The following is a 22,650-nucleotide window of genomic DNA, read 5'->3' as shown; positions in this document are numbered from 1 at the left end:
CTAGTTAATGTTATGAGATAGCCTGAGCAAAGATTATACAACCTGATGATTATGTATAGAACCATTATTTGCATATTATCTCGCTGCATCGCATCTTTTAAGCAATATGCGTAACAAACGTTTTACATTTTTCATCAAGTGGTGGGACGCATTGGTAGGAAAAATTATAGATAACGATGCGTTAAAGCATTGTTATTTATGCGTCCCACTCAGACTGAACAGGTTTACTTCTGCGCCTCTAACAACACTTCACGGATCACGCAGCTGGTTTTAGCAACTTCTTCTGGTGTTAATGTCGGATGGACCAAAAACATCAAACTAGTCTCACCTAACTGCACCGCATTTGGTAGGCGTTTTTCTGGTCGCCATGGCGTATTATCAAATGCTTTTTCTAAATACACCTCAGAACAGCTCCCCTGATAAGCCGGAACGCCACGTTCTACAATGGTTTCCACAATGCGATCTCTCGTCCAGCCCTCTGCCAAATGTTCAGGCTCAACAAATAGGTAGTGTTTGTATTCTGCGTGCTGCGAATGCTCAGGCACGTGAACACGGCGAACGATATTGAGATCTGCAACTGCCTCATCGAGTTGTGCCGCATTGGCTTGACGTTTTTCCGTCCATTCTGACATGCGAGTCAATTGAATACGACCAACCACGGCTTGTAGCTCAGTCATACGCCAGTTGGTTCCAAAGCTGTCGTGCAACCAGCGAAAGCCCGGTGGATGTTGACGGTTATAAATCGCGTCATAGTTTTTACCATGATCTTTGTAAGACCACATTTTTGACCACAAATCTTTATCATTTGTGGTCACCATGCCACCTTCACCGCCTGTGGTCATGATCTTATCTTGACAGAAAGACCAAGCACCAATGTGACCAATTGTGCCTACACTGCGCCCTTTGTATTTTGCGCCATGTGCTTGGGCACAATCTTCAATAACATAAAAACCATGTTTTTCTGAAAGTGCCATAATGGCATCCATTTCTGCAGGCATGCCAGCTAAATGAACAACGATGACTGCTTTCGTCTTAGGGGTTAGCACCGCTTCAATTGACTCTGCCGTGATGGCTTGGCTATTGAGATCCACATCCGCGAACACAGGGTTGGCGCCAGCCGTAACAATAGAAGACGCAGAAGCAAGAAACGTTCTAGGCGTCGTAATAACCTCGTCCCCTTCACCAATCGCTAACGCTTTAAGCGCGACATCGAGTGCAAGGGTACCGTTGCTTAGTGCAACAGCATGATCACATCCAACCCAAGCTGCGAATTCTTTTTCGAACTCACGGCACTCACTACCCGTCCAGTAGTTTACTTTGTTTGACAGTAGTACACGACTAACTGCATCGGCTTCTTCTTGAGTAAAAGAAGGCCATGGAGAAAATGGAGTATTAAGCATTGTGATTTTTACCGATCATTGTTTGGCTGGTACTATCGTGTCGCACTTAGAAAACGTTAGTCCGCTATCGTAAGAAATATTGATTTCATCATTACGTCCCAATAGCGAAAGTAGCAAACATTTTACAAGGTTTGCCCCTGCCTCATGAGAGAATGGATATCCACCACCGAAGCGCGGATTAAGCTCTAACATAAGTAGTTCTCCTTCTTTTTCCATGAAATCACAATCTAGGTTTCCAATATGACCTAGCTTGCGTCCAATGGTACCGACTGACTTAGAAAATCTAACCGGATCCACCGTTGTAGCTTTATCAGTCTCCCCAGCTCTCATTGATAGTTTTTGTTTGGCGACAAAGCCATAATAAGTAGTATCTAAACCGTTAAAAATATCCACACCATACTCAATACCTTGAATAAATTCTTGTATAATGACATCTTCAGTAGATTGCTGGAACTTAGAAAGGTACGAATCAACTAAATTGGAATGGCATTGTTCAAATGATTCTTGAAGCTCAAGAATGGAGTTAACCACATATAAACCAAATGAAGCAGACCCCCACCTGGGCTTAACGATTAAAGGAAATTTCAGTATATCTTCATCAATATCTGAAAGGGCAGAGTCAAGGTTGATATACGTTTTAGGAACGGGTATGTTATGTTTCAGACCAAACTCATAAGTCTTATATTTATCAGAGCATATATCTATTACGTTTTTATTTGAAATTATCAGCTTAACACCAATTTCTAAAAACTTATTTTCGTGCTCAATTAGAATAGGAAGCTCCATATCATTTAATGAAATTAAAGCTTTAACATCCTCTATTTTGCATATTTCAATAAGTTTATCTATATAACTTTCATCATAAATGCTAGGAACAATATGCCACTTATCACATGAGTGTAATGCTGGTGCTGAATTGGACATGTCCGCACCGACAATTTTATTTATCAACTCGGTTTCATTTTTAAAATAGTCGATCAAATATTTCCTTCGACCAACACATGTAAATAGTAAATTCATTATTATTGTTCCTTAATACTAGCCATATAAAAACAGTCTTTATATTCACCCTTATGGAAAAAATGTTTTTTAAGATAACCTTCTTCTTGGTAACCACATTTTATATATAGTGATCTAGCTTTTAAATTATGAGCCAAAGTAGTTAAAAATATACGATTTAAATTAAGATTATTAAAACCGAACTCAGTCAAAAATTTTACAACTTTATAACCATAGCCACGACCTTGATAACTTGCCTCTCCGATTGTAATAAAAAGCTCTGCTCTCTTGTTAATCGTATCTATATTTACAAACCCACCAAAACCTATAGGTATATACTTGTCATTCTCTTTAACAAAAAAAATCAAGTTAACTTTTGTAGGATCAGACTTTATATTATCAAACCAACGTTCCGTTGATTCTAACGTTACTGGTGTTCTAAAAGTTAAGGTATCATTGATGTCAGGATTATTAATCCAAGAAACTCTCTTCGCCAAGTCTTCTCTTTTAAGATATCTGTAATATAATGTATCATCAATATTAATCATCACTAACACCTTTAGATGCCTGCAGGTTTAACAAACCACCGGTGTGCCAAAAGAGAACTTTACTATTTTCTTCAATTTCTCTTTTATCTGCTTCAGAAATCATCCCAAGAAATGCTTTGCCTGTATAAACAGGATCCAGAGGGATCGCGAAGTTTTTTATTGTATCTCTTATGAATTGAACTAAAGCGTTATTATAATTACTATATCCACCAAAACGATATCCATCTAACAATTCAATGTCAGAAAAGTCATAAGGAATGAAATGCTTTTTACACAGGGGGTTATATATTTCATATATAGCCTTTGACCCTCTTTGAGTATCTCTAGCTACAGAGATACCTATAACTTTTGTATCCCAGCCTCTGCGCTTTACTCCTGCAACAATCCCGGCTTGTGTAGCTCCCGTTCCACTAGCGAAGAATATATAGTCAGGCTCAAAATCAAGTTCGTCTATAGCATACATATATGCTTCCGCACCTTCCAAAGAATGGGCTCCTCCTGGGATCACTTCTACGCTTTTACCAAGAGACTGATAATAATCTCTTTGTTTGTTGATCTCTTTTGATATTTCAGAAGGCTCAACGTAACTAACGTTAGCTTCTGCACTAGAAATTAAAAAATCATTTCCGTTATAGAAATCAGAACACGGCTTATTTCCATGAAGAACTAGGTGACATTGCATACCTAATCTACTTGCCATTAGCGCACATACTCTTGCATGGTTAGACTCGGAACCACCATTAGTGATTATAACATCGGGCAGTACGTTCATGGAGTTTATTATATATGAATTTTTTCTAACTTTATTACCACCAAAGTAATCTGGAATAAGGTCATCTCGTTTGACATAAAAGTCTATTCCTTTGGAATTTCTGAAAAGCTTATATGTTGGAGAAAATCTATTTATATTCATTTCTTTCTTCGCTTAATTTTCCAAACTTTGTAGAAGGAACAACAACAACATCTTCTTTTCTGATGACTTTAATAAAAGTTTTATAAAGTATTTTCATATCCAAAATAAAGCTCTTATTATTAACGTAATCAATATCTATTTTTAAACGCTTATCCCAAGATAAATTATTTCTTCCCGATACCTGTGCCAAACCAGTTAAACCAGGAGGAACGGAGTGTCTTATTTTTTCTTCTTCTGTGTAATAATCTAAATACTCCACAAGTAAAGGTCTAGGCCCAACAAAAGACATATCACCTTTTAAAATATTAAATAGGCTTGGTAGTTCATCTAAACTGGACTTTCTCAAAAATGATCCTAGCTTAGTTATTCTCTCTCGGTCGGGTAGAAGGTTTCCATTTAAGTCTCTATTGTCAGTCATAGTTCTGAACTTTTTCAAACCAAAGACCTTACTGTTTAAGCCTGGCCTTTGCTGGCAAAATATAATTGGAGACCCGAGATTAAGCCGAACAACAATGCTGATAATTATTAGTATAGGAAGTAAAAATACAATAAGTATAGAACTAAGTATCAAATCAAAAAAACGTTTTATTAAAGAATACATTTTTTAAGCTTCCTATATAATCTATCTCTATTGAATTCATCATCGCCAAGTTTTTCAGAATTATTTTTAGCAGTCAACATAACATCATCATTAGTAATAAAGTTATACAATTCATCATATGCTTCTTGGTTTGCAACTTCAGGTAAAGCTATACCACACTTATTATTTTCAATTATATCTTTTATCCACCCACCATGATTTATCATCAGTGGTGTTCCTGATGCAAAGGCGTCAAAGACCTTATTTGCAGAGTTGGCATAAAGCTCTTTAATTGGTAAAACCGTAGAAATTGCCATGTCAAACAGATTATGTGGTATATAAAGCTGTTCTTTATTTATTCGCCCAACAAAATATATTGTCTTATCAAGCACTCCTAAACTTTTAGCTAATATTTTGAGTTCAATTTCTTCTTTTCCACCACCAATGATAACAATAGCCAATTCTCCTTTAGAAAAAGTTGCCAACTTAATTAAATATTTAAGATTATTAACTAAACCAAATGTTCCTGTATAAAATAACACTTTATTATGACGCTCTTTTATAGAGTTAAGTTTTAAATAAATAGGATCATTTTTATTGACGGATCTATTCCTAAAAATAGAAACATCAGCGGCATTTGGAATTACTTCTATATTATCTAATTTGTATCTAGATTCTATGCTACTTCTCATATCTGGTGATAACGCAATAATATTTCGTGCGTTCTTATATGCTAGTCTCTCAAGGAAGTAGGCCGATTTCTTTAAAAAAGAATTTTTAATCACCCCCAACGCTATTGGCACTTCTGGCCAAACATCCCGCACCTCGAATACATAAGGCACCTTTTTTATTTTTTTATATATAATAGCAGGAATTACTATGGTTAAGGGAGTGCTGGTAGCATATACTAAATCTGATTTTATCTTTAACATATGAAACGAAGCTAAAAGTATAAATTTTAAGAATGATAATATTCGTTGAACAAAGCCAAACTTGTTGTCATATTTAACAGATACCCAATGAATTTCAATCCCATCATACTCTTCTATTTTCCAACCTTTAAAATAATTAGCTGTATCGCTTGTGATCATTATGACTTTGTGTCCATCAGAAACCATTCTTTTTGCTTGTTCAAAAGAACGAACACCACCAGACATTTTGGGTAACTTAAAATATTGATGTATATATATAATTTTCATACTCAAACCCTTAAAATATATTCAAATATAATTTCTCTAGTTCAGAACATGTATTATTCCAACTAAATTTCTTTGATTCAGAAACTAATTTTTTACTATTAAATTTTTTATTTAATATTAACTTTAGTTTTTTACTGATATCCACCGAATCATAGGGATTGACAGAAAATCCAACCTCACCTTCAGGAAACCAACCATCGAAGCCCTGACCTTTCGAATACAAAATTGGTGTACCACATGATAAGGCCTCGAGATAAACAAGCCCAAAAGTCTCATGATATGAAGCCAAAACCATACATTTAGCTTCACAATAAATACTCTGTAGTTCATTAAAATCAGTAATTTTTCCCATATATGTTATCTTTAAATCACTATCATCTAAATGTGGGTAGCTTTCTTTTTTTATACCAACAGCGACGAGCTCGTAAGACGAAAAAAACTCAATATCTTTTCTTAAAGCTTCAATAATAGATTCAAAATTTTTATTTCTTGTGGCATTTCCAACAAAAAGAATTTTATTCTTTCTATCTATATTACTACTAGTATTAAGTAACCACTGGTCACTAACACCATTAGGTATAACAACTAATTTAGAACGATCTAAGAATACAGATGGAAATGCTTCTATAGCTTGATATTTATACGAATGAGAAATAAAAACGACTTTTTCTGAGCTTTCAATTATTTTTCTTGCTAAAAATTTAGTCCACGGCATTTTTTTCAAATAAGTATTTAAATCAGTATTTCTAACTGTAACTATATACTTTATACCCAAAAACTTATTACATAACCATGCCAATACTCCATCAGAAAATAATGTATGAGCATGAATCAAACTATACTCTTTTAGGTTAATAGCTTTTGAGGCAAAAAATAAACTATATAGACCTTTTAAAAGAGGGAAAGTGCCTATTAATTTCGGTAAAACTTGTACATCTAAAATTTTATTACTCGAAACATCTTGAACTTTTCGGTTTTTATCACCAAGCTTAGATAAAATAACTACGTCAAATTTTATTTTTTCTGTATTAAAATGATTACAGATCTCTTCATAAACTTTTGATCCAAAGTAATAAGAGCATAGGTGTAATATTCTCATGATTTTCTATTCCTACAAAAGACAAAAGGTAATATTATAAAGAAAAATAATAATCGATGATCTATAAGCGCATTAGATTTCAGAGCATTAATCAAGAAATAAATCAACCCTAAAAAAGAAATTAGAAGTTCATTGTTATTATGAGCATAGTTCTTTAATATATAAAAAAACACATACAAAAGAATTAGTAATAAAATCACGACCCCTATTAAACCGAGCTCAAAAAACACCTCAAAAAATATATTATGTGGATATATTCGACTATCATCAGAGAATACTACAGCACCATAACTCCCATAACCATAACCGAAGAAAATATTTTCATTGATATATTTAACAGCTTCTTCTATGTATATTATCCTTGTATTTATTGAAGCGCCTTTATCATCAGAAAAAAGAAAAGACAATCTATACATTGTTCTTTCGATGAGTACATCAAACTCGCTAAAACTTATTAAAAGATAAAATGCCAATATGGAAAAAGCACCTATATATAATAAATTTCTAAAACTAAATACCTTATAAAAACCAAATATAAGATAAAGACCAGAGAGAGACAAAGAAATTATAAGAGGGCCTCTAGCTCCTGAAAAGAACAAACAAGATGTTAGAACAATAAATCCGATTAGATACAACAAGGAACCACGATTAAAATAGGAAACAAATGAAGCAACGGATATAAAACCTGTAAGTAACCCAAAGTTAAGATAAATAGTATTAAATGACTCACTATTTTTTACATCTAAATTTCCAGAAAGAAAACTACTGTATGATGATATGTACAATATCCCAATAATAACATTGAATACGATGCATATATCTATAGTTTTTCTCACATCATATTTATCTAAATAAAATATCAAAATGAATGGGATTAATATATTTACCGTCTTGATTAGCTTGATGTATACATAGCCTGTTGATTCAGTATAAAAAGTAGTAAATATAATCCACATGATGAAAAATGACATCAAACCAATTAATATCAATGTACTTTTTTCAGCTATAGCTTTTCTTGAAAACACCAATAACAATAATAAAGAGCTTATAGCTAACCAACTAACATTAAATAATACACCTAGCTTGATATATAGTAGTCCTGTTATTAGTGGGGAAATCAAAGCTAAAGCTAACATTATTGGTATAATCATATTTTTATCAACTTTCTTCTAACCATATTAATATATTGCAAGTACAAAAATAGAAAAGACAAGGATAAACTATAAACAAACCATGTAATATCCAGCTCTATAATAAAAAAGATTAAGAATAAAATCGTGAGTAATGAAACTCTAGAAAGCTCCCAATAAAACATTGACTTTATGTGAGATGCTAAGTTTAGTGTTTGCATTATGGGAATAAAGGTAAATCTAATAAAAAAATAAATAATACATGGCAGCAGTATCGGCTGAGAAAAAGACCATTCATTACCAAAAATAGCGACGAAGTTTAAAGATAAAACAAAACCTAAAACTAGATACCCAGCTCCTCCTACCAGAAATGCACTTATTATATACTTATACATTATTCTCAATACTTGATAATAATTATGCTCTCTTATTTTTCCACCAACTTCAGATATATATATCTGTGAAGCTATGTTTGAGACTAAAGATACTGGTCCGCCAATTATCCTTGACAATAGAAAAAATGCAGCTGCATACTTTTCCTCAAACACAAAAAACATACCATAACTAACCCCATGAATACTGGAGGAGTTTATCAAGTTATTCGCCACTGAATTTAAACAATACACTCTTTCTCGAAAAACAAACTTCACCGTTCTTTTTATAGAATAAGGTTTTATATCTCCTTTGATAAAAATAATAGAAGATATAAAATACCCTAAAAAGTATAAGAAAATGATAACATTAGAAGATGCGAAATTTAAACCAATGATTAACGAGAAAAAGAAAATTACTATTGATGAGACTAAAGACTGGATAAGTTTAAATACTCCAAGCTCTCTTAGCTTTTTACTCCTAATGAGCCTTGATTGAACTAGTGATGATAAGCCAACTGAGTAAAATGCAAATGCAACAACGATAATAAAGTAGTAATTAATTGATGTAACAAACTCATTGTTGACAAACTCAAATAACCACAACAGTATCAGAACTATAATCGTATTATAAGCTAATATACTGACACCATATCTTGAAATTTTTTTTAATAATACACTTTTCTTTATTTGATATATTAAACCTGTATTTAATATTGTAAGCGATGTTACCCAAGCTATTGCACTAGAAACTTTACCAAAATCACTAAACACCTCAACATTTAATTTTCTAGATAAAAACCATATTAAAAAAAATGAAAAAAGTTGAGATACAAAATTGAGCGCTAGCAAGCTTATCTTATTTTTATTTTTCAAATTCATTTCTGCCCTCCTCCAATTTATGGAGGAGGCCTTCTGTGATATTAATTTAGGAAACCTTTAAAATCATAAATGAAATCATATTTCAAACTAATTTCTTTTCTTTTAATTTCTTCTACAATACAATCATGTCCAACCATTAACATTGCAACATCATACTCCCCAGCCAGTTGACTCTTAATGTATATTCCATACTCTTTTTCAACTTCTTTTGGGTCTACCCATGGGTCATATACGTCTACATCAAAGCCTAAACTAACCAATTCTTTGTATAGATCAAAAATTTTGGTATTTCTTAGATCAGGGCAATTTTCTTTGAATGAAAATCCTAATATTACAACCTTGAGATTAATTGGATTAATTTTTTCTTTTATAATTGATTTCATAAAATTAGTAGCAATGTAATCAACCATTCCATTATTAATTTCTCGTGCAGTTCTCATCAAATCGGGTACATACCCTGTCGTTTCCGATTTATGCAGCAAATAATAAGGATCAACACCAATACAATGCCCCCCCACAAGGCCAGGCATCAGTTTCATGAAGTTCCATTTAGTCGCGGCCGCCTCAATGACCTCTTTGGTATCGATACCTAAACGCTCAAAAATTTGATGGAGCTCATTGATTAAAGCAATGTTCACATCACGTTGCACATTTTCAATAACCTTTGATGCTTCTGCTACTTTAATTGAACTAGCTCTATGCGTTCCTGCTGAGATTATTGAGTTGTATAGCTCATCAACAAAATTCGACACTTCCTCCGTAGAACCTGAAGTCACTTTCTTAATGGTTGTTAGCCTATTTTCTTTATCACCCGGGTTGATTCGCTCTGGAGAGTAGCCTGCGAAAAAGTCTTGGTTAAACTTAAGGCCAGAAACACGCTCAACAACGGGAATACAATCTTCTTCTGTTGCACCTGGGTATACGGTTGATTCATAAATGATGATATCGCCCTGATTTACTACTGTACCCAACGCTTCTGAAGCTTTAATAAGAGGCGTTAAATCCGGTTGTTTGTGTTCGTCAATTGGAGTAGGAACGGTAACAATGTAAACATTGCACTCTTTGAGTTCTTGAAGAGAGGAAGTATAAGAAAGGTATTTTGCTTCTGCTAATTCATTATCGCTGCATTCTAGTGTGCTATCGCGTCCAGCAGAGAGTTCATCGATACGGTCTTGGTTGATATCGAAGCCAATCGTTGGTGACTTTTTGCCAAATTCCACTGCGAGTGGTAAACCAACGTAACCTAAGCCAATGATGCCAACTCTGGCGTTTTCTAATGAAAAGTTCATTTTTAGTTCCTAGCAAGTTTAGATTTTTAGAACGCCTTTAGGTCTGGTTAGGGTAACCAAAGGCGTAGATAGACGAAGGACGCACAGGGCATCCCTTGAGAAATTCTTAATACTTGTAAGAGTGATTTGTATTCGAATAGCGAATATGGATGTTTTAGGCATGCCGTAGACACGTTGATAGAGCACATGAGTATATGTGCAACGAGAACACTCTACGGAACTAGATACGTGGACGGTAAATAGAAGGGAGGAACCTTATGCCTAGCCAATTATCACTCAAAAACTGTCATCGCAGCTTTGAATTGCCCCTCTGACGTAATGGGACATTTAGTTAATTATTTGTTTAGGCGCACTTTTTATAAAAGCCGACCTTGCCAGAAATGCAACTATGTGCTTAATTGTATTTATATTTATCTGGTGACATTTTTATGTCACTTAGAGAGCTTTGTTTTGCTTTTTGGCACGCTACCGCCCTTAGGTCTGGCTCCTAAAGGCAATGCATTTGGTTTTTTATCATTTGTGCTCAAGGCAAAGGATTGTATAGCAAACAGGTTGCAACGAAAAGTACAAGACTGACAAAAAAATGGCTTTTTTATGACAACCAACCAAGATATAAGGTGTCAGTTTAATCAGAAAATCGTAAATTCTGCCTACCTAAAGCGCGTTTTATAATACGCATTTATTCGTTTATATTTATTACAAAATGCAAAAAGTTGCCTATGTGGAATATGCATCACAATTTAATGCAACTTAAAACACCGTTTAACACTCCCCTAGCATTTTGACTCCTACTTTCGTGTTTATCTGGTCGGTTACCCTCCCTCTTCTCTCTTCGATTCATTACATTGATACCTATGGAAAGGAGATAGCTATGAAAGTACTTCATCATGGTGGGAAGGATACGGTGACAGGCTCTTGTCACGAACTGCGACTTGAGCAAGGGAGCATTTTGATCGACTGCGGGTTATTTCAAGGTAAAGATGCATTGGTAGGTCGTCATGATCGTTCGCTGGCGATAGAGTTTTCTTTAACCAAGGTAAAAACGCTGGTACTGACCCATGCTCATATTGACCATATAGGCCGATTACCATGGTTACTCGCTGCTGGTTTTAAAGGCAAAATCTACTGCACACAAGCAACTGCTGAGTTGGTCCCTCTTATGTTAGAGGACGGATTAAAGCTACAGCTGGGTTTAGGCAAACATCAACGGCAACATATATTAAATCTAATTAAACAACGATTGGTGCCATGTCAGTACAATACATGGCTTCCTCTTAAGGGGTTGGCTTATATACGCTTTCAACCTGCGGGCCATATTTTAGGTTCTGCTTATTTGGAATTTAAACTCTCAAATAATGACGTAGTGGTATTTTCTGGTGATCTCGGTCCAAGTGATACGCCTTTACTCCCAGATCCGAAACCTCCTGAAAAAGCAGACTATTTGTTTATTGAGTCGACCTATGGTGATAAGCACCATGAAAGCGTAAAAAATAGAAGCACTCGATTGCTCTCTATTATCGAACATGCGCTGGAAGATGGTGGTGTGATTGTTATTCCTGCTTTTAGTGTCGGTAGGACACAAGAACTGTTATTCGATATCGAACAGCTTCTTCACCAGGAGTCTTTACATGGTGCCCTACCAATTATTCTTGATTCGCCTTTAGCACGAAAAGTGACAAAGACTTATCGGCGCTTTAAAAAGCTTTGGGGTAAAGAAGCAAAAAGGCGTTTGGAGCAACATCGTCATCCTCTCGGGTTTGAACAATGTATTACGATTGAGACTCATGCTGAACATATGAGATTGGTGAATCGTCTGGCGAGCACTTCTGAACCGGCTATTGTGGTTGCTGCTTCTGGGATGTGCGAAGGTGGTCGAGTGGTGAATTACCTCAATGCGTTGTTACCAGATAGTCGTAATGATGTGCTGTTTGCTGGCTATCAAGCTGAGGGAACGCTAGGGAGAGAAATTCAAGAGGGTGCGAGTGAGGTTGATATCGAAGGAAAGAAAATTAAAGTGAAAGCTCAAATACATACGATGTCTGGCTATTCTGCTCATGCAGATCAATCAGATCTAATTTGCTTTGTAGAAGGAATTAATCCACCACCAAAAGAAGTGCATTTAATTCATGGTGAAAGTGTTGCAAAAGCAGAGCTGTATCAACATTTTGCCAGGAAAAAAATGAACGTTGTGCTTTAATTTACTGATAAGAAAATCAGGAGAAATTGGGTAAAAGTATCGTTTTGCTACCATTCTGTTACTTATTTTCTCCTTGAGATAGTTACCTTGTCGGTTAAAATAGCCGTCGAATAATTACAATGGCAGTTGGCACTATTATGTTTCTGGAACTTCTATTTATCTTCTTTTCTTCGTTTGCCACTTTGTTTCTCATGCGTAAGGTCGCTAAGTCGGTAGGCTTAGTTGATAAACCAAACGAAAGGAAGTTACATGACGGTGCTGTTCCACTCATCGGTGGGATCTCTATCTGTATTGTCCTTATCCAATTTCTGACCTTTAAACCAGAAGTTATCGAATATAGTTGGCTGTATGTATGTTCTATCGCACTCTTAACGCTTATCGGTGCAATTGACGATAAGATCGACTTGAGTTTCAAAATACGCATGGGAGTTCAAGCTGGGTTATCTTTGGTGATGGTTCATATTGCCGGTATTGAATTGCACAGCTTAGGTAACATGTTCGGCTTTGGGGATATAAATTTAGGTTGGACTGGTATCGCTATCACAGTGCTAGCGGTCATCGGTGCAATCAATGCTTTTAATATGGTAGATGGTATTGATGGTCTGCTAGGTGGGCTTTCTATTGTAACCTTTGGCGCTCTTGCCTATTTATTAAGAGTAGACGCCCAACACGGCTTGGCTTATCTCTGTGTGGTTATTATTGTTGCGATGCTGCCTTATATTTTCATGAACTTGGGGATATTGGGACGCGCTCGAAAAATATTTATGGGTGACGCAGGCAGCATGATGATTGGTTTTACTGTTATCTGGCTATTGCTGGGTGTTAGCCAAGCAGAGAGTAAACCTCTGATGCGCCCAGTGACGGCATTATGGCTAATTGCGGTTCCGTTGATGGATATGGCTGCAATCATGATTCGTCGAGTTCGCCGAGGGGATTCGCCATTCAAACCCGATCGTGAACACTTGCATCATATTTTCCAACGTATGGGTTTAAGCCCTAGGCAAACCCTAGTAGCAATCTGCGGTATCGCAACTCTTTACGCTGCTTTTGGTATTTATGGTGAGTTGGCAGGTATTTCTGAACCAGTTATGTTCTATACCTTCATTACCTGCTTTGTTGTGTATGCCATTGTACTCGCGTATATTTGGCGAATTACAAGCTTCTTGCGTGGTAAGCTCGTAAAGAGTACTCAAACCCAAGACTCAAATGCTTCCTGCTCCTACAAATCAAGCTAATAACAAACGAACAATAGCCTAGAAAAAAATTTTTTGTGATCCAGCAGAGAGCAAGGAGTGCCTCTAAAATGCAATTTTTTAGAGGCATTTGACGGGTAATTGTTACCACAGAAATGACTTTTCAATCCCTCCACCTCAAATCTATCTTCAAATATTTTAACTCGAATATAAGCTTCTACCAATTGGTGGACTAATAGTGACTCGCTTCCAATTAAATCGATGCTTCCTCTGAAAACCCTCATCATTACCGAGGTTAGGCACGATGAAGATAAGCATAATGCATTCAAAATGATATGAAATAGATGTTAAAAAGCGCATGGTTACATGCGCTTTATGATGTTCAGAACTGACGTTTAATACTACTAGCTACAAATTCTGTCGCAGCCTTGGATAGATGCCTATCATCGCTGAAGTATGACCACTGCCCATCATTGGTAACACAATCTTTATTGCAAAAGGTGGTATATGGATTAATTGCAACTACCTTTTCTGGTTGGTTAATATTGTTGAAGAACTCAACAGAGTCAGCCAAATCAGATTTATTAGTTACTTTAATCTTAGTTAATGCTTCTGCTAGTAACTCTTTGTTTAGAGCTAATGAAGGCTGAATAGCATAAGTTCCTTCAACTCTAGGGTGAGCACCAATAATAATCACCTTATCAGCCATCGAAAGAAAATGCTCGACGGTAGGCGTTATAAACTTGTTCCACTTTTCAATACCCTCAGCGCCAGAATCAAAATTCGTCACTGCCGCACTATACGATCCCCACTCTTGAGAAAAGACAATAAGATCATAATGCTTATCTAAGCTATAGACTTGCTCACGAAGGTCATCACAAGGGATATCAGAGTATCGGTCGTTAAATCCAACACCTTTCAATAACACACATCCCCCTCGGGTAATGGTATCAACCTCGTCATTACGAATATTTAACGCCGCATTCATAGGCACGACATAGTGCTGAAGAACCGAATCTCCGACATAGAGCACTTTTTTGGGAGTATTGTTATCAACGTTAAAACCCCGTTTAAAATTCACATGAAATGTCGTCGCATGCTCTTGACTAACTTCCAATGCGAATGGGTTCAATAACTGAAAACGTTGCTCTAGGCCATTGGTTTTAGCGACAACTAATCCCAACGTGGAAAATAAGGGAATTGTTGAGACCAGAATACCCAAAACAGCTGTACTTCCTAAGCTATTTTGAGACGCCATTTTGCGAATAGGAATCTCAATAAACCTATACGTTAACCAAGCTAACAATGATGCCACCAGAGAGACATAAAAGAATAATTCTATCGGCGAAAGATTCAAGTCTAAGAAGTAGCTGAATGAAATCAGTGGCTGATGGTAGAGGTACAGGGGATATGAGATAAGCCCAAAAAACACAAACGCTTTTGAAGAAAGAAGCTTGTAAACCCAACCGTTACTAGGGAAGTAGATAATCAACGCCGCACCTATACATGGGAATAGAGCGTTTAAACCAGGAAATGACGAACTTGCATCTAGAACAAAGATTGGCGCAACAATTAAAGCGAGCCCTAAGATCACTAGCAAATTGGCGGTACTCTCCTTTACTTCCACTCTACGTTCAAACATAAGTAGGGCAATAATAACGCCGACAAGCAACTCGAATGCGCGATAGTGAAGTAGGAAATACCCTTTCGTAAGTTCTATAGATACTGCATATACTGATAAAGATAAGGACAGAATAAACAATATAACGGCTGTTATTGTTACTGCCTTACTTGATACCTTGTATGCCAATAGCAATATAATTGGCCAAAAAAGATAAAACTGTTCTTCAACACCTAGTGACCATAGGTGAATCAAAGGTTGATAAGCTTCGTCTTTAGCAAAGTAGTTAACACCCTGAGCAAAGAGGATATTTGCAGCACCAAAGGAGGAGAAAAACAGCTCCTTACCTAAGTTATCAAATACGCTATTATTATAAAAAACAAAGCCAAATAAGAACACACCGACAAGGGTTATTGAAAGAGCTGGTAACAGTCTAGCGGCTCGTCTTTTATAGAACTTCAAAAAAGAGAAACTACCTTCCTGAGCCTCTTTGTAAATCAGTGTTGTAATTAAATAGCCACTAATCACAAAGAAGACATCAACCCCTACATAGCCACCAGAGAATAAATCTAAACCTGCATGAAAAGCTATTACTGCAAAGACTGAAACTGTCCTTAAGCCATCAATATCACTTCTATATTTCACAATTACTCCAACATACTAAGGAATGCACAGTAAATCTCCCTTAGCGAAATCCGGACATAAAGCTCCGCTTTAAAATCTATACGTTGTTATATAACCGAGTAAATACTCGCACTCATCACTGCTGTTTATTCTTTGCATTTACTCCGCAATTGAGTATATAGGCAAGAAATGCTGATGACTTATCCTTATCAGAAAAATGATGACAAGCATATTCTCTTGAAGAACGTCTAAGTTTTACTAAGTTATCAGGAACCAAAGCGTGTTCAGTCAATGCAGCCATCGCTTGAATATCACCAAACGGCGCAAGATAGCCATTTTCATTGTCTTGGATAGCATCTTCACATCCAGGCACTTTAAAACAGATGCTTGGAACCCCCATCGCACTGGCCTCCATAACACAAACAGGAAACCCTTCACGTCTAGAAGGTAGAAGTAGTACATCAGCTTTGTCATACCAAGCTCGAGGATCATTTACGTAACCAGCAAAGGTAAGCCGTTCACCAAACTCCTTCTTCAATTTACTAATGTCATCATTTGAAAAAGAGCTGGGGTTATTAGGATAAATGTCTCCAACCATAACTAAATTCACATCATCTCGATGCTGGCATAACGTTTTGAATACTGAAATAGCATCATAAGCACCTTTATCGCCAATAAGCCTGCCTACATACAACAGTGTGAATGACGAAGGCGATTCCTCTACACGCTTAGCTTGCGGAAGAAAGGAATCGATATCAACACCGATACCACCAGCAACCCAATCATCTGGCTGCCCAACTAATTCTCGCTCATTACTATTACAGAATATCCGGACAACGTTCTTTCGATTAATCATTTTAATAATCAAACGACTAAGAAGGCTATTTTCTTTATACAGAGAACCCAAGCCTTCAATGGACAAAAACACCTGTTTATTGAAAGGAATAAGACTGAAAAAAGTACTCAGATAAGTTACCAAAAAATGGCAAACAAACAACTTATTCTCGCCAGAAAAACGTTGCTGAAGAATATGAAAGTTCATCACAAGAACAGCGACTATCTTTCTAACTAAATTGGTAGGGGTAAGTATATTGGGAATGTCACACCCCATAGCAATCAGCTTATCATACGATGTTGGACAGTCATTGGGGGCTATAATGACCACCTTTCCTTCTTGTTCCAAAAATTTTCTTATATAATTCGCTCGAAATAAGCAAGTAGTTTTAATTGAGTTTTGAATTATAACTAATTTCTTCATATATTAATTCTTATATTGTTCTAAAAGCTCAATTGAGTATCGAGGCATTAACGCTCTATTATGCCAACCAGCACTTTCGCTTATACTTTCCAAATAGTAAAAAGCACTGTGACCTACTGGTTCGAACCGGAAGAATAAACCATCATTCAGTATTAGACGAAGAACTATAAAGTTAAAGCATATTAAATAGAACAAGTGCCCATTAATTATTTTATTATTTTGACACAAGTACAAATAGAATAGGTAACCAACAAGAATATTACTAATTGGGTATATTAATCGGTTAAATGACGGGAACAGACCAACTGTAAACATGAAAGCAACAATTGGAATAAGGTTATCATAACGAACGTCTTTTCCAGAAAACTGCTTAACAAAAAATAGAAAAAGGAAAAGCAGTAAAACATTTAAGTTGTTTTTAAATGACAGTAATAGAACAGAACCAATACTTTCAAATTTATAGTAAGCAACAAGCAGCTTCATCAATAATGGATTAGACGAAGCCAGCCCACTCAAAAGCACGAGCACGACCATTAAAACGCCACTACCAGCGATCAGCATAAAGACGAATTTTCGGCGTAATCCTGGATCATCATTCTTGATAAGAAAGTTAACTAGGGGAAACACAATGATTGAGGTGATGTGGAAGCATGCGGCTAAGACAACAAATATTAGCTTAGATAACTTACTGCGAGAAAAAACGGCTAGTACAACAAAGAAGCTTGCATACCCTTGCCTTAAAATATGGAAAGAATAACCATACTCATAAAAAACCAAAACCAATGTGAACAGCAATATAAATGCACTAACGGAAAGTCTATAATACTTCCCTATAACCACAACACACAAAAATAAAAGAAAAGTCTGCAGGATAACGTGCGCGGCTTTATATATATAAGGCTGCTCACCAATAAAAGTAGCGAATAAGTAGTTTAAAGCGGTTAACCCAGGCTCAATGACAACGTTACCACCATAAGATCTCGTATCCCCTTCCTGCTTAATAAAATCTAGGAAGTAGTTATAGTAATAAACGAAGTCATCATTATTGAATATAAGCTGAGCACGGCTCAACTCAACCAATAATAGAGAGACAAAATAAAGAGCAAGAAAAGGCACAAAGATTGTTAATTTCCGCTCTAGATTCGAACCAGCCAAAAACAAGAAAAATATAGGTAAAAAAGCAAACGCAAAAATTGGCGCATATGCTAATGACACCAAAGTGCAAAATAATCCCGTAAATATGAGAGGTTGGGTATAGCTTTTCTGCATGTTCTATTTGTTCCAAAGCCTAGTCAGAACATATCGAATCACACAACTAACAAGAGACAAATAACCTACTTTATGGTGTCGTGCAAGCTCAAGCCACTTAGAGAGTGATTGGGTCTTCAGCGAAGGGCCGAATAACTGAACCACTAAAAAGTTTCGCAGGGTTACACGGTCAAAGTGACATGCATAATGGCTAAGAAACAGAGAGCTATTTTCAATGCTCCATTTCTTATTTACATCCGTCGTTCGTGATTTGATGTAATACGACAAAACCTGGTCACAAACTTTAAAGCGACAACCACTATTTTCAAGCGAGAAGACCAATTGAAAATCTTGGTGGCGTCCAAGGCGTTCATCATAGCCGCCCGAACGCTCAAAATCAGACTTGTACAACATAATCGTTGATGTTTGTAATACCAAGTTATGTCGCAAAGCACCAAAGAGGTTAAGGCTTACATTGAGTTCCGGTTTATATTCACTAACAACATTCTCCTCCCCACCTTCACGGAGCTGTACTTTAGATGCACAGGAAACCACGATGCCAGGTTCTAGCATGCTTAGTTGAGTAGTTAGCTTATTTGGATGCCATAAGTCATCGGCATCAAGAAAGGCAATCACATTACCGGAGCTAAGAGCGACACCTTTGTTTCGAGCTACCGCACCGTTACCTTTCTGCTCTAGGCGATACAATTTAACTCTCTGATCATCAAGTTCGGCTATTAACTTTTCTAGTTCAGAGTAATCATCGGACCAATCATCAACGATAATAATCTCAAAGTCAGTCATAGACTGGTTGAGCACACTTTCAATCGTTGATTTGATATAAGCTGACGCATTAAACGCCGGAATGACGACCGAAACTTTGACTTCTCTGTTATTCATTGCAATCTACATTTCATCTAGTAGCGCCGATTTAAAGACGGCTATAATATTTTTGATGGGATTTTAGCTTAGCGAAGCGATTATGCGCTGCCTTTCATCAAGCGCATCACATCCTTAAAAGTAATAACGTCACGATAAGCATAAATAATCTCTAACATGCTGTAAGCGCAGTGCTTAAAGTTATTAGCATTCAAAAATCGGTTGAAATCCAGCACGACGTTCAAGCGAGTCCTACGAACTGACTTGGACTTAATCTTAGTCAGACTGTTGTTACTACAAGTTACACAATAAATTGAGTCACTTGTTGAATCGATAGTTCGAGCAAACACACCGGCCTTTGCAGAGAACATTACATCATTCGACGCAATAACCTCATCAAATTGAAGCTGATTTTTTTCGATAAAAGACCGAAGATATAATTTGCTCCAAGGGACATGGAAACGAGTTTTGATCATGTCCATATTCTGCTTTTTAATTAGCTTTTCGTAATACAGGTGGCGCTTCGAAGGGCTATCGGTTCCTTCCACAATACTTTGTGGTGAGAAGTAAATGATATCTTTACCGACTTTATACTTATCAATGATACTGAAAGCATCAGGTAAAAAGTAATCGTCAGAGTCAGCAAACAGAACATATTCCCCTTTAGCTTTACTTAAGCCAAGGTTACGGCAGCTACCAGCGCCTTTTTTTCCTGTAGTGTTGCTAAGCATAACGACTTCCCTGTCCTGAGGTACGACTGGCGCTTCTGAACTATTGTCGTCAATGACAATAATCTCAACCCCCTCAGAAGGGATAGAATCTATTAACCTCTTCAGTTTATCACCACTGTTGAAGTTAGGAATAATGACGGATATTAAGCTCATTAAAAATCAGCCACCGAGACACTCTCGGTGGCTCCTTTCAGTAATTAACCTATAACTGAGAAGACCTTGTCCCAGGCTTCCTCAGCTTTCTGCTTCTCTGTTTTGCCGTTTGTAAGGATTTTTTCCTTAACCAGATCGTATTTTTCTTGATCTAATAGCTCAGATAAACGCTCACGGGCTTCTTCTGAAGATTCCTTAACTAGGAATTCACTACAGCCGTAACCATCCATCAGCATTTGATATTTGTGGCTCCAACCAGTAGCAATGCAAGGTTTTCCTTGGCTCAACGAACTAACTAGACCATGGAAGCGAGAGCTAACTGTTAAATTGGCGTGTCCAATAACACCTTTGATATGAAGAGGGTCTTGGTACTGCAGTAGCTCTACTTTTGTTTCCAATAGATTATTAATTTCCTGAGACAGCTCTAGGTCCTTCTTACCTTCATGCAACAAAATAAAAGGTTTTCGGCCATGTTGCTGCGCAAGGGTGATCAAGCTAGCCATAGACTGAGCATAGTTAGTACCAGTGCTACTGTCCGTCATTTCGATCATTTTAGCGTTTGGAATAAAGCAAACATCCAACTCTTTTCTATTTAGCTCTGGAGGTAAAACCCCATGACACAGGTTGGTGTAATCTGGCGCTTCGATGATCTTCCCTTGGTTCTTTTTATCGCTAGCCTTTAGATACTTCAGAGACTCACCGTCACGAGCACAGATCAAGTCTGCGTGCTCAAACAAGGTTTCCAGTTCTTTATCAAAGCCAGGTTTAGTGAATGGGCCAAAGGCTTGAGGTAGCAAAATAACTTTTTTGCCTTCTTGCTTCCATTTAGGTAGGTAACGAGTCACACGCTGGCGCAGTTTATTTACTCCCCACTGATCACCGTATGCAAAGCCCGAAGCATCAACAATAATATCAATCTCTGAGTCCAGTACGATACCAAATTTCTGGCGAAATTTTTTAGGGATAAAATTGCCTAAAAAGCCAATCTGTACACCTCTAACCGTAAACCAAAATTTTTGAAGTACACCGTGAGGGGCACGATCCAGATAGTTACTGTACGGCTCAAGAACAAACTGAGCATCAGGATAACGCTCAGAGATCTTATTCTTTAGCGCGGTTAACATAAGTTCAGCGCCTTTATTCGGAGCACCGATACCAATTACTTCAAAAATCATATTAATCAACTACCTTCATCAAAATTGAGCTATCTTTTTTCTGGGAGTATGGGATACCCCCTTCTGGGTCAGCGTAGCCAACCGACAGTAACATAATGGTTCTTTCGTACTTATTCAGCCCCAACTCTGCATCTAACATTTTTTCACGAGCTTCAATATCAGGCCAGTTGATAGGGCACGTTGAAAGCCCAAGAGTTTCTAGCGCTAACATAAACTGCATAGTAAACAGTGAGCCATCGATATAAATCACATGGCGATCTCGTTCAAATGGATAAGCTGACAAATCACCAACCACCGCAATGATCGCCGGTAAATTATGTGCAAAGCCTGCTGTGCCCATGGCACATTCTGCAACCTTGAGAACTTTCTCTTTATTGGTCACAACATGCAGTTTAAATGGCTGGCGATTACAGGCAGAAGGAGCCTGAGTCGCAATATTGATAGCTTTTTCAATTGCAGAAAGGTCGATCTCTTTATCTTCGTACCAACGCACTGAACGGCGCTGATTAAATAAGACAGACAACTGTTCAAAATCGATATCACTTGTTGTCAGATCTTTTCTTAAATAAGGAACCTTCTTTACAGACTCAGCTTGAGTACATTGAGGAATCGTAATGTCGTTAAACTTCGCTTTAGCTTGGTCAACAACTGTATCTTCCGCCACAACGTCAAAGTACTGTTGTAAAACATGAGTACACCACTGTTGTTCATCACTACTTAGAGCTTGTTGCTGAATAGCCAGAGCATAAGTATCAACGGTTTCACCGATAAACGCTTTACCAAAAACAGGGCGTCGAGGGCGCATAATCAAGCCTTTCTCGAGGCGGTGAATATTGCGACGTAGCAGGACACATGAGTTCTCTATATTTTCTAGAGATGCGCGGTACTGGATTCGTCCCTGCAATACAGACTGATGCTCGCGCCCGAAGCTACGATTAAACAACATATAGTAAATACTGGAAGTCAAACGACTACGAGAGCAACTCCAAAGCAAGCTTCTATCAATGCTATCCTGCATGCCACGCAGCGCAGTACGCAGAGAACTTGGAATGATTTTTTTTAAAATTGATTTCATATTTTCTATTACTAGCCTAGTGGCCTTAACAGCCCTAAATCAAATGCTCAAAGAGCGTAATCTAAATTAATATCAACGGAGATATA

General features: G+C 37.0%; 19 protein-coding genes. 2 read left to right on the top strand and 17 right to left on the bottom strand.

All coding sequences use genetic code 11. The features are described 5' to 3' along the window. Nucleotides 1–224: 224 nt before the first annotated feature. From MTR11_RS01965 to MTR11_RS01920, 10 genes are read right to left on the bottom strand one after another with little or no spacing between them, the layout of a single operon-like run. Entirely contained in the window at nt 225–1,400 is a 1,176-nt protein-coding gene (locus MTR11_RS01965) for a DegT/DnrJ/EryC1/StrS family aminotransferase (RefSeq protein ID WP_047009007.1), read from the bottom strand. Nucleotides 1,401–1,415: 15 nt separating this feature from the next. After that, a complete protein-coding gene (locus tag MTR11_RS01960; RefSeq protein WP_047732711.1) occupies nt 1,416–2,420 on the bottom strand; it encodes an ATP-grasp domain-containing protein in 1,005 nt (334 codons plus the stop codon). 2 nt (nt 2,421–2,422) lie between these two features. Continuing rightward, nucleotides 2,423–2,947: a GNAT family N-acetyltransferase gene (locus MTR11_RS01955; RefSeq protein WP_069501351.1), complete on the bottom strand. Its 525-nt coding sequence runs from the start codon at nt 2,945–2,947 to the stop codon at nt 2,423–2,425. Continuing rightward, entirely contained in the window at nt 2,940–3,860 is a 921-nt protein-coding gene (locus MTR11_RS01950; RefSeq protein ID WP_243326958.1) for a 1-aminocyclopropane-1-carboxylate deaminase/D-cysteine desulfhydrase, read from the bottom strand. Before MTR11_RS01950 ends, MTR11_RS01955 begins: the two co-directional genes overlap by 8 nt. Beyond that, complete coding sequence (locus MTR11_RS01945) at nt 3,847–4,461, bottom strand: sugar transferase (RefSeq protein ID WP_243326957.1); 615 nt, start codon at nt 4,459–4,461, stop codon at nt 3,847–3,849. The genes MTR11_RS01950 and MTR11_RS01945 overlap by 14 nt, the downstream gene beginning before the upstream one ends. Then, a complete protein-coding gene (locus MTR11_RS01940; protein ID WP_243326956.1) occupies nt 4,449–5,639 on the bottom strand; it encodes a glycosyltransferase family 4 protein in 1,191 nt (396 codons plus the stop codon). Before MTR11_RS01940 ends, MTR11_RS01945 begins: the two co-directional genes overlap by 13 nt. 10 nt (nt 5,640–5,649) lie before the next feature. Continuing rightward, entirely contained in the window at nt 5,650–6,738 is a 1,089-nt protein-coding gene (locus MTR11_RS01935) for a glycosyltransferase family 4 protein (protein ID WP_243326955.1), read from the bottom strand. Then, complete coding sequence (locus tag MTR11_RS01930; protein WP_243326954.1) at nt 6,735–7,889, bottom strand: O-antigen ligase family protein; 1,155 nt, start codon at nt 7,887–7,889, stop codon at nt 6,735–6,737. Before MTR11_RS01930 ends, MTR11_RS01935 begins: the two co-directional genes overlap by 4 nt. After that, complete coding sequence (locus MTR11_RS01925; protein ID WP_243326953.1) at nt 7,886–9,121, bottom strand: hypothetical protein; 1,236 nt, start codon at nt 9,119–9,121, stop codon at nt 7,886–7,888. The genes MTR11_RS01930 and MTR11_RS01925 overlap by 4 nt, the downstream gene beginning before the upstream one ends. 41 nt (nt 9,122–9,162) lie before the next feature. Then, on the bottom strand, nt 9,163–10,410 hold the full coding sequence (locus MTR11_RS01920; RefSeq protein ID WP_243326952.1) for a nucleotide sugar dehydrogenase: 1,248 nt from the start codon (nt 10,408–10,410) through the stop codon (nt 9,163–9,165). Between the two features lie 871 nt (nt 10,411–11,281). Here MTR11_RS01920 and MTR11_RS01915 point away from each other — a divergent pair. Continuing rightward, on the top strand, nt 11,282–12,607 hold the full coding sequence (locus MTR11_RS01915; RefSeq protein ID WP_243326951.1) for an MBL fold metallo-hydrolase RNA specificity domain-containing protein: 1,326 nt from the start codon (nt 11,282–11,284) through the stop codon (nt 12,605–12,607). Between the two features lie 137 nt (nt 12,608–12,744). Further along, a complete protein-coding gene (gene wecA, locus MTR11_RS01910) occupies nt 12,745–13,842 on the top strand; it encodes a UDP-N-acetylglucosamine--undecaprenyl-phosphate N-acetylglucosaminephosphotransferase (RefSeq protein ID WP_243326950.1) in 1,098 nt (365 codons plus the stop codon). A 340-nt stretch (nt 13,843–14,182) separates the two neighbouring features. On the opposite strand, the gene MTR11_RS24150 is transcribed toward wecA, so the two are convergent. The 7 genes from MTR11_RS24150 to MTR11_RS01875 all read right to left on the bottom strand — a co-directional run bounded on the left by MTR11_RS24150 (nt 14,183) and on the right by MTR11_RS01875 (nt 22,564). Beyond that, complete coding sequence (locus tag MTR11_RS24150; RefSeq protein ID WP_243326949.1) at nt 14,183–16,066, bottom strand: acyltransferase family protein; 1,884 nt, start codon at nt 16,064–16,066, stop codon at nt 14,183–14,185. A 115-nt stretch (nt 16,067–16,181) separates the two neighbouring features. Further along, nucleotides 16,182–17,303, bottom strand: coding sequence for a glycosyltransferase (locus MTR11_RS01900; protein WP_053057073.1), 1,122 nt, complete (start codon nt 17,301–17,303; stop codon nt 16,182–16,184). A 3-nt stretch (nt 17,304–17,306) separates the two neighbouring features. Further along, a complete protein-coding gene (locus MTR11_RS01895; RefSeq protein ID WP_243326948.1) occupies nt 17,307–18,572 on the bottom strand; it encodes an EpsG family protein in 1,266 nt (421 codons plus the stop codon). Between the two features lie 3 nt (nt 18,573–18,575). Continuing rightward, nucleotides 18,576–19,451 (bottom strand): glycosyltransferase family 2 protein, encoded by an 876-nt coding sequence (locus MTR11_RS01890; protein WP_243326947.1) that lies wholly within the window; start codon nt 19,449–19,451, stop codon nt 18,576–18,578. Between the two features lie 80 nt (nt 19,452–19,531). Further along, the gene (locus tag MTR11_RS01885; protein ID WP_053057074.1) at nt 19,532–20,314 is read right to left on the bottom strand and encodes a glycosyltransferase family 2 protein; all 783 of its coding nucleotides are present in this window, start codon (nt 20,312–20,314) and stop codon (nt 19,532–19,534) included. 44 nt (nt 20,315–20,358) lie between these two features. After that, entirely contained in the window at nt 20,359–21,489 is a 1,131-nt protein-coding gene (locus MTR11_RS01880) for a polysaccharide pyruvyl transferase family protein (protein WP_243326946.1), read from the bottom strand. Nucleotide 21,490: 1 nt separating this feature from the next. Then, nucleotides 21,491–22,564, bottom strand: a complete 1,074-nt coding sequence (locus tag MTR11_RS01875; RefSeq protein ID WP_243326945.1) for a nitroreductase family protein — start codon at nt 22,562–22,564, stop codon at nt 21,491–21,493. Nucleotides 22,565–22,650 lie beyond the last annotated feature (86 nt).

It is taken from the genome of Vibrio sp. CCB-PB317, assembly GCF_022808245.1.
GTDB lineage: Bacteria > Pseudomonadota > Gammaproteobacteria > Enterobacterales > Vibrionaceae > Vibrio > Vibrio diabolicus.
This window is presented reverse-complemented; position numbering and strand designations above follow the sequence as displayed.

Bases quoted from the DNA above. Each gene is read 5' to 3' on its own strand.
- MTR11_RS01950 (WP_243326958.1), bottom strand. From the start codon at position 3,860: ATGAATATAAATAGATTTTCTCCAACATATAAGCTTTTCAGAAATTCC.
- MTR11_RS01935 (WP_243326955.1), bottom strand. From the start codon at position 6,738: ATGAGAATATTACACCTATGCTCTTATTACTTTGGATCAAAAGTTTAT.
- MTR11_RS01895 (WP_243326948.1), bottom strand. From the start codon at position 18,572: ATGCAGAAAAGCTATACCCAACCTCTCATATTTACGGGATTATTTTGC.
- MTR11_RS01955 (WP_069501351.1), bottom strand. From the start codon at position 2,947: ATGATTAATATTGATGATACATTATATTACAGATATCTTAAAAGAGAA.
- MTR11_RS01890 (WP_243326947.1), bottom strand. From the start codon at position 19,451: ATGAATAACAGAGAAGTCAAAGTTTCGGTCGTCATTCCGGCGTTTAAT.
- wecA (WP_243326950.1), top strand. From the start codon at position 12,745: ATGTTTCTGGAACTTCTATTTATCTTCTTTTCTTCGTTTGCCACTTTG.
- MTR11_RS01925 (WP_243326953.1), bottom strand. From the start codon at position 9,121: ATGAATTTGAAAAATAAAAATAAGATAAGCTTGCTAGCGCTCAATTTT.
- MTR11_RS01875 (WP_243326945.1), bottom strand. From the start codon at position 22,564: ATGAAATCAATTTTAAAAAAAATCATTCCAAGTTCTCTGCGTACTGCG.
- MTR11_RS01880 (WP_243326946.1), bottom strand. From the start codon at position 21,489: ATGATTTTTGAAGTAATTGGTATCGGTGCTCCGAATAAAGGCGCTGAA.
- MTR11_RS01940 (WP_243326956.1), bottom strand. From the start codon at position 5,639: ATGAAAATTATATATATACATCAATATTTTAAGTTACCCAAAATGTCT.
- MTR11_RS01945 (WP_243326957.1), bottom strand. From the start codon at position 4,461: ATGTATTCTTTAATAAAACGTTTTTTTGATTTGATACTTAGTTCTATA.
- MTR11_RS01930 (WP_243326954.1), bottom strand. From the start codon at position 7,889: ATGATTATACCAATAATGTTAGCTTTAGCTTTGATTTCCCCACTAATA.
- MTR11_RS01900 (WP_053057073.1), bottom strand. From the start codon at position 17,303: ATGAAGAAATTAGTTATAATTCAAAACTCAATTAAAACTACTTGCTTA.
- MTR11_RS01915 (WP_243326951.1), top strand. From the start codon at position 11,282: ATGAAAGTACTTCATCATGGTGGGAAGGATACGGTGACAGGCTCTTGT.
- MTR11_RS01960 (WP_047732711.1), bottom strand. From the start codon at position 2,420: ATGAATTTACTATTTACATGTGTTGGTCGAAGGAAATATTTGATCGAC.
- MTR11_RS01965 (WP_047009007.1), bottom strand. From the start codon at position 1,400: ATGCTTAATACTCCATTTTCTCCATGGCCTTCTTTTACTCAAGAAGAA.
- MTR11_RS01920 (WP_243326952.1), bottom strand. From the start codon at position 10,410: ATGAACTTTTCATTAGAAAACGCCAGAGTTGGCATCATTGGCTTAGGT.
- MTR11_RS01885 (WP_053057074.1), bottom strand. From the start codon at position 20,314: ATGAGCTTAATATCCGTCATTATTCCTAACTTCAACAGTGGTGATAAA.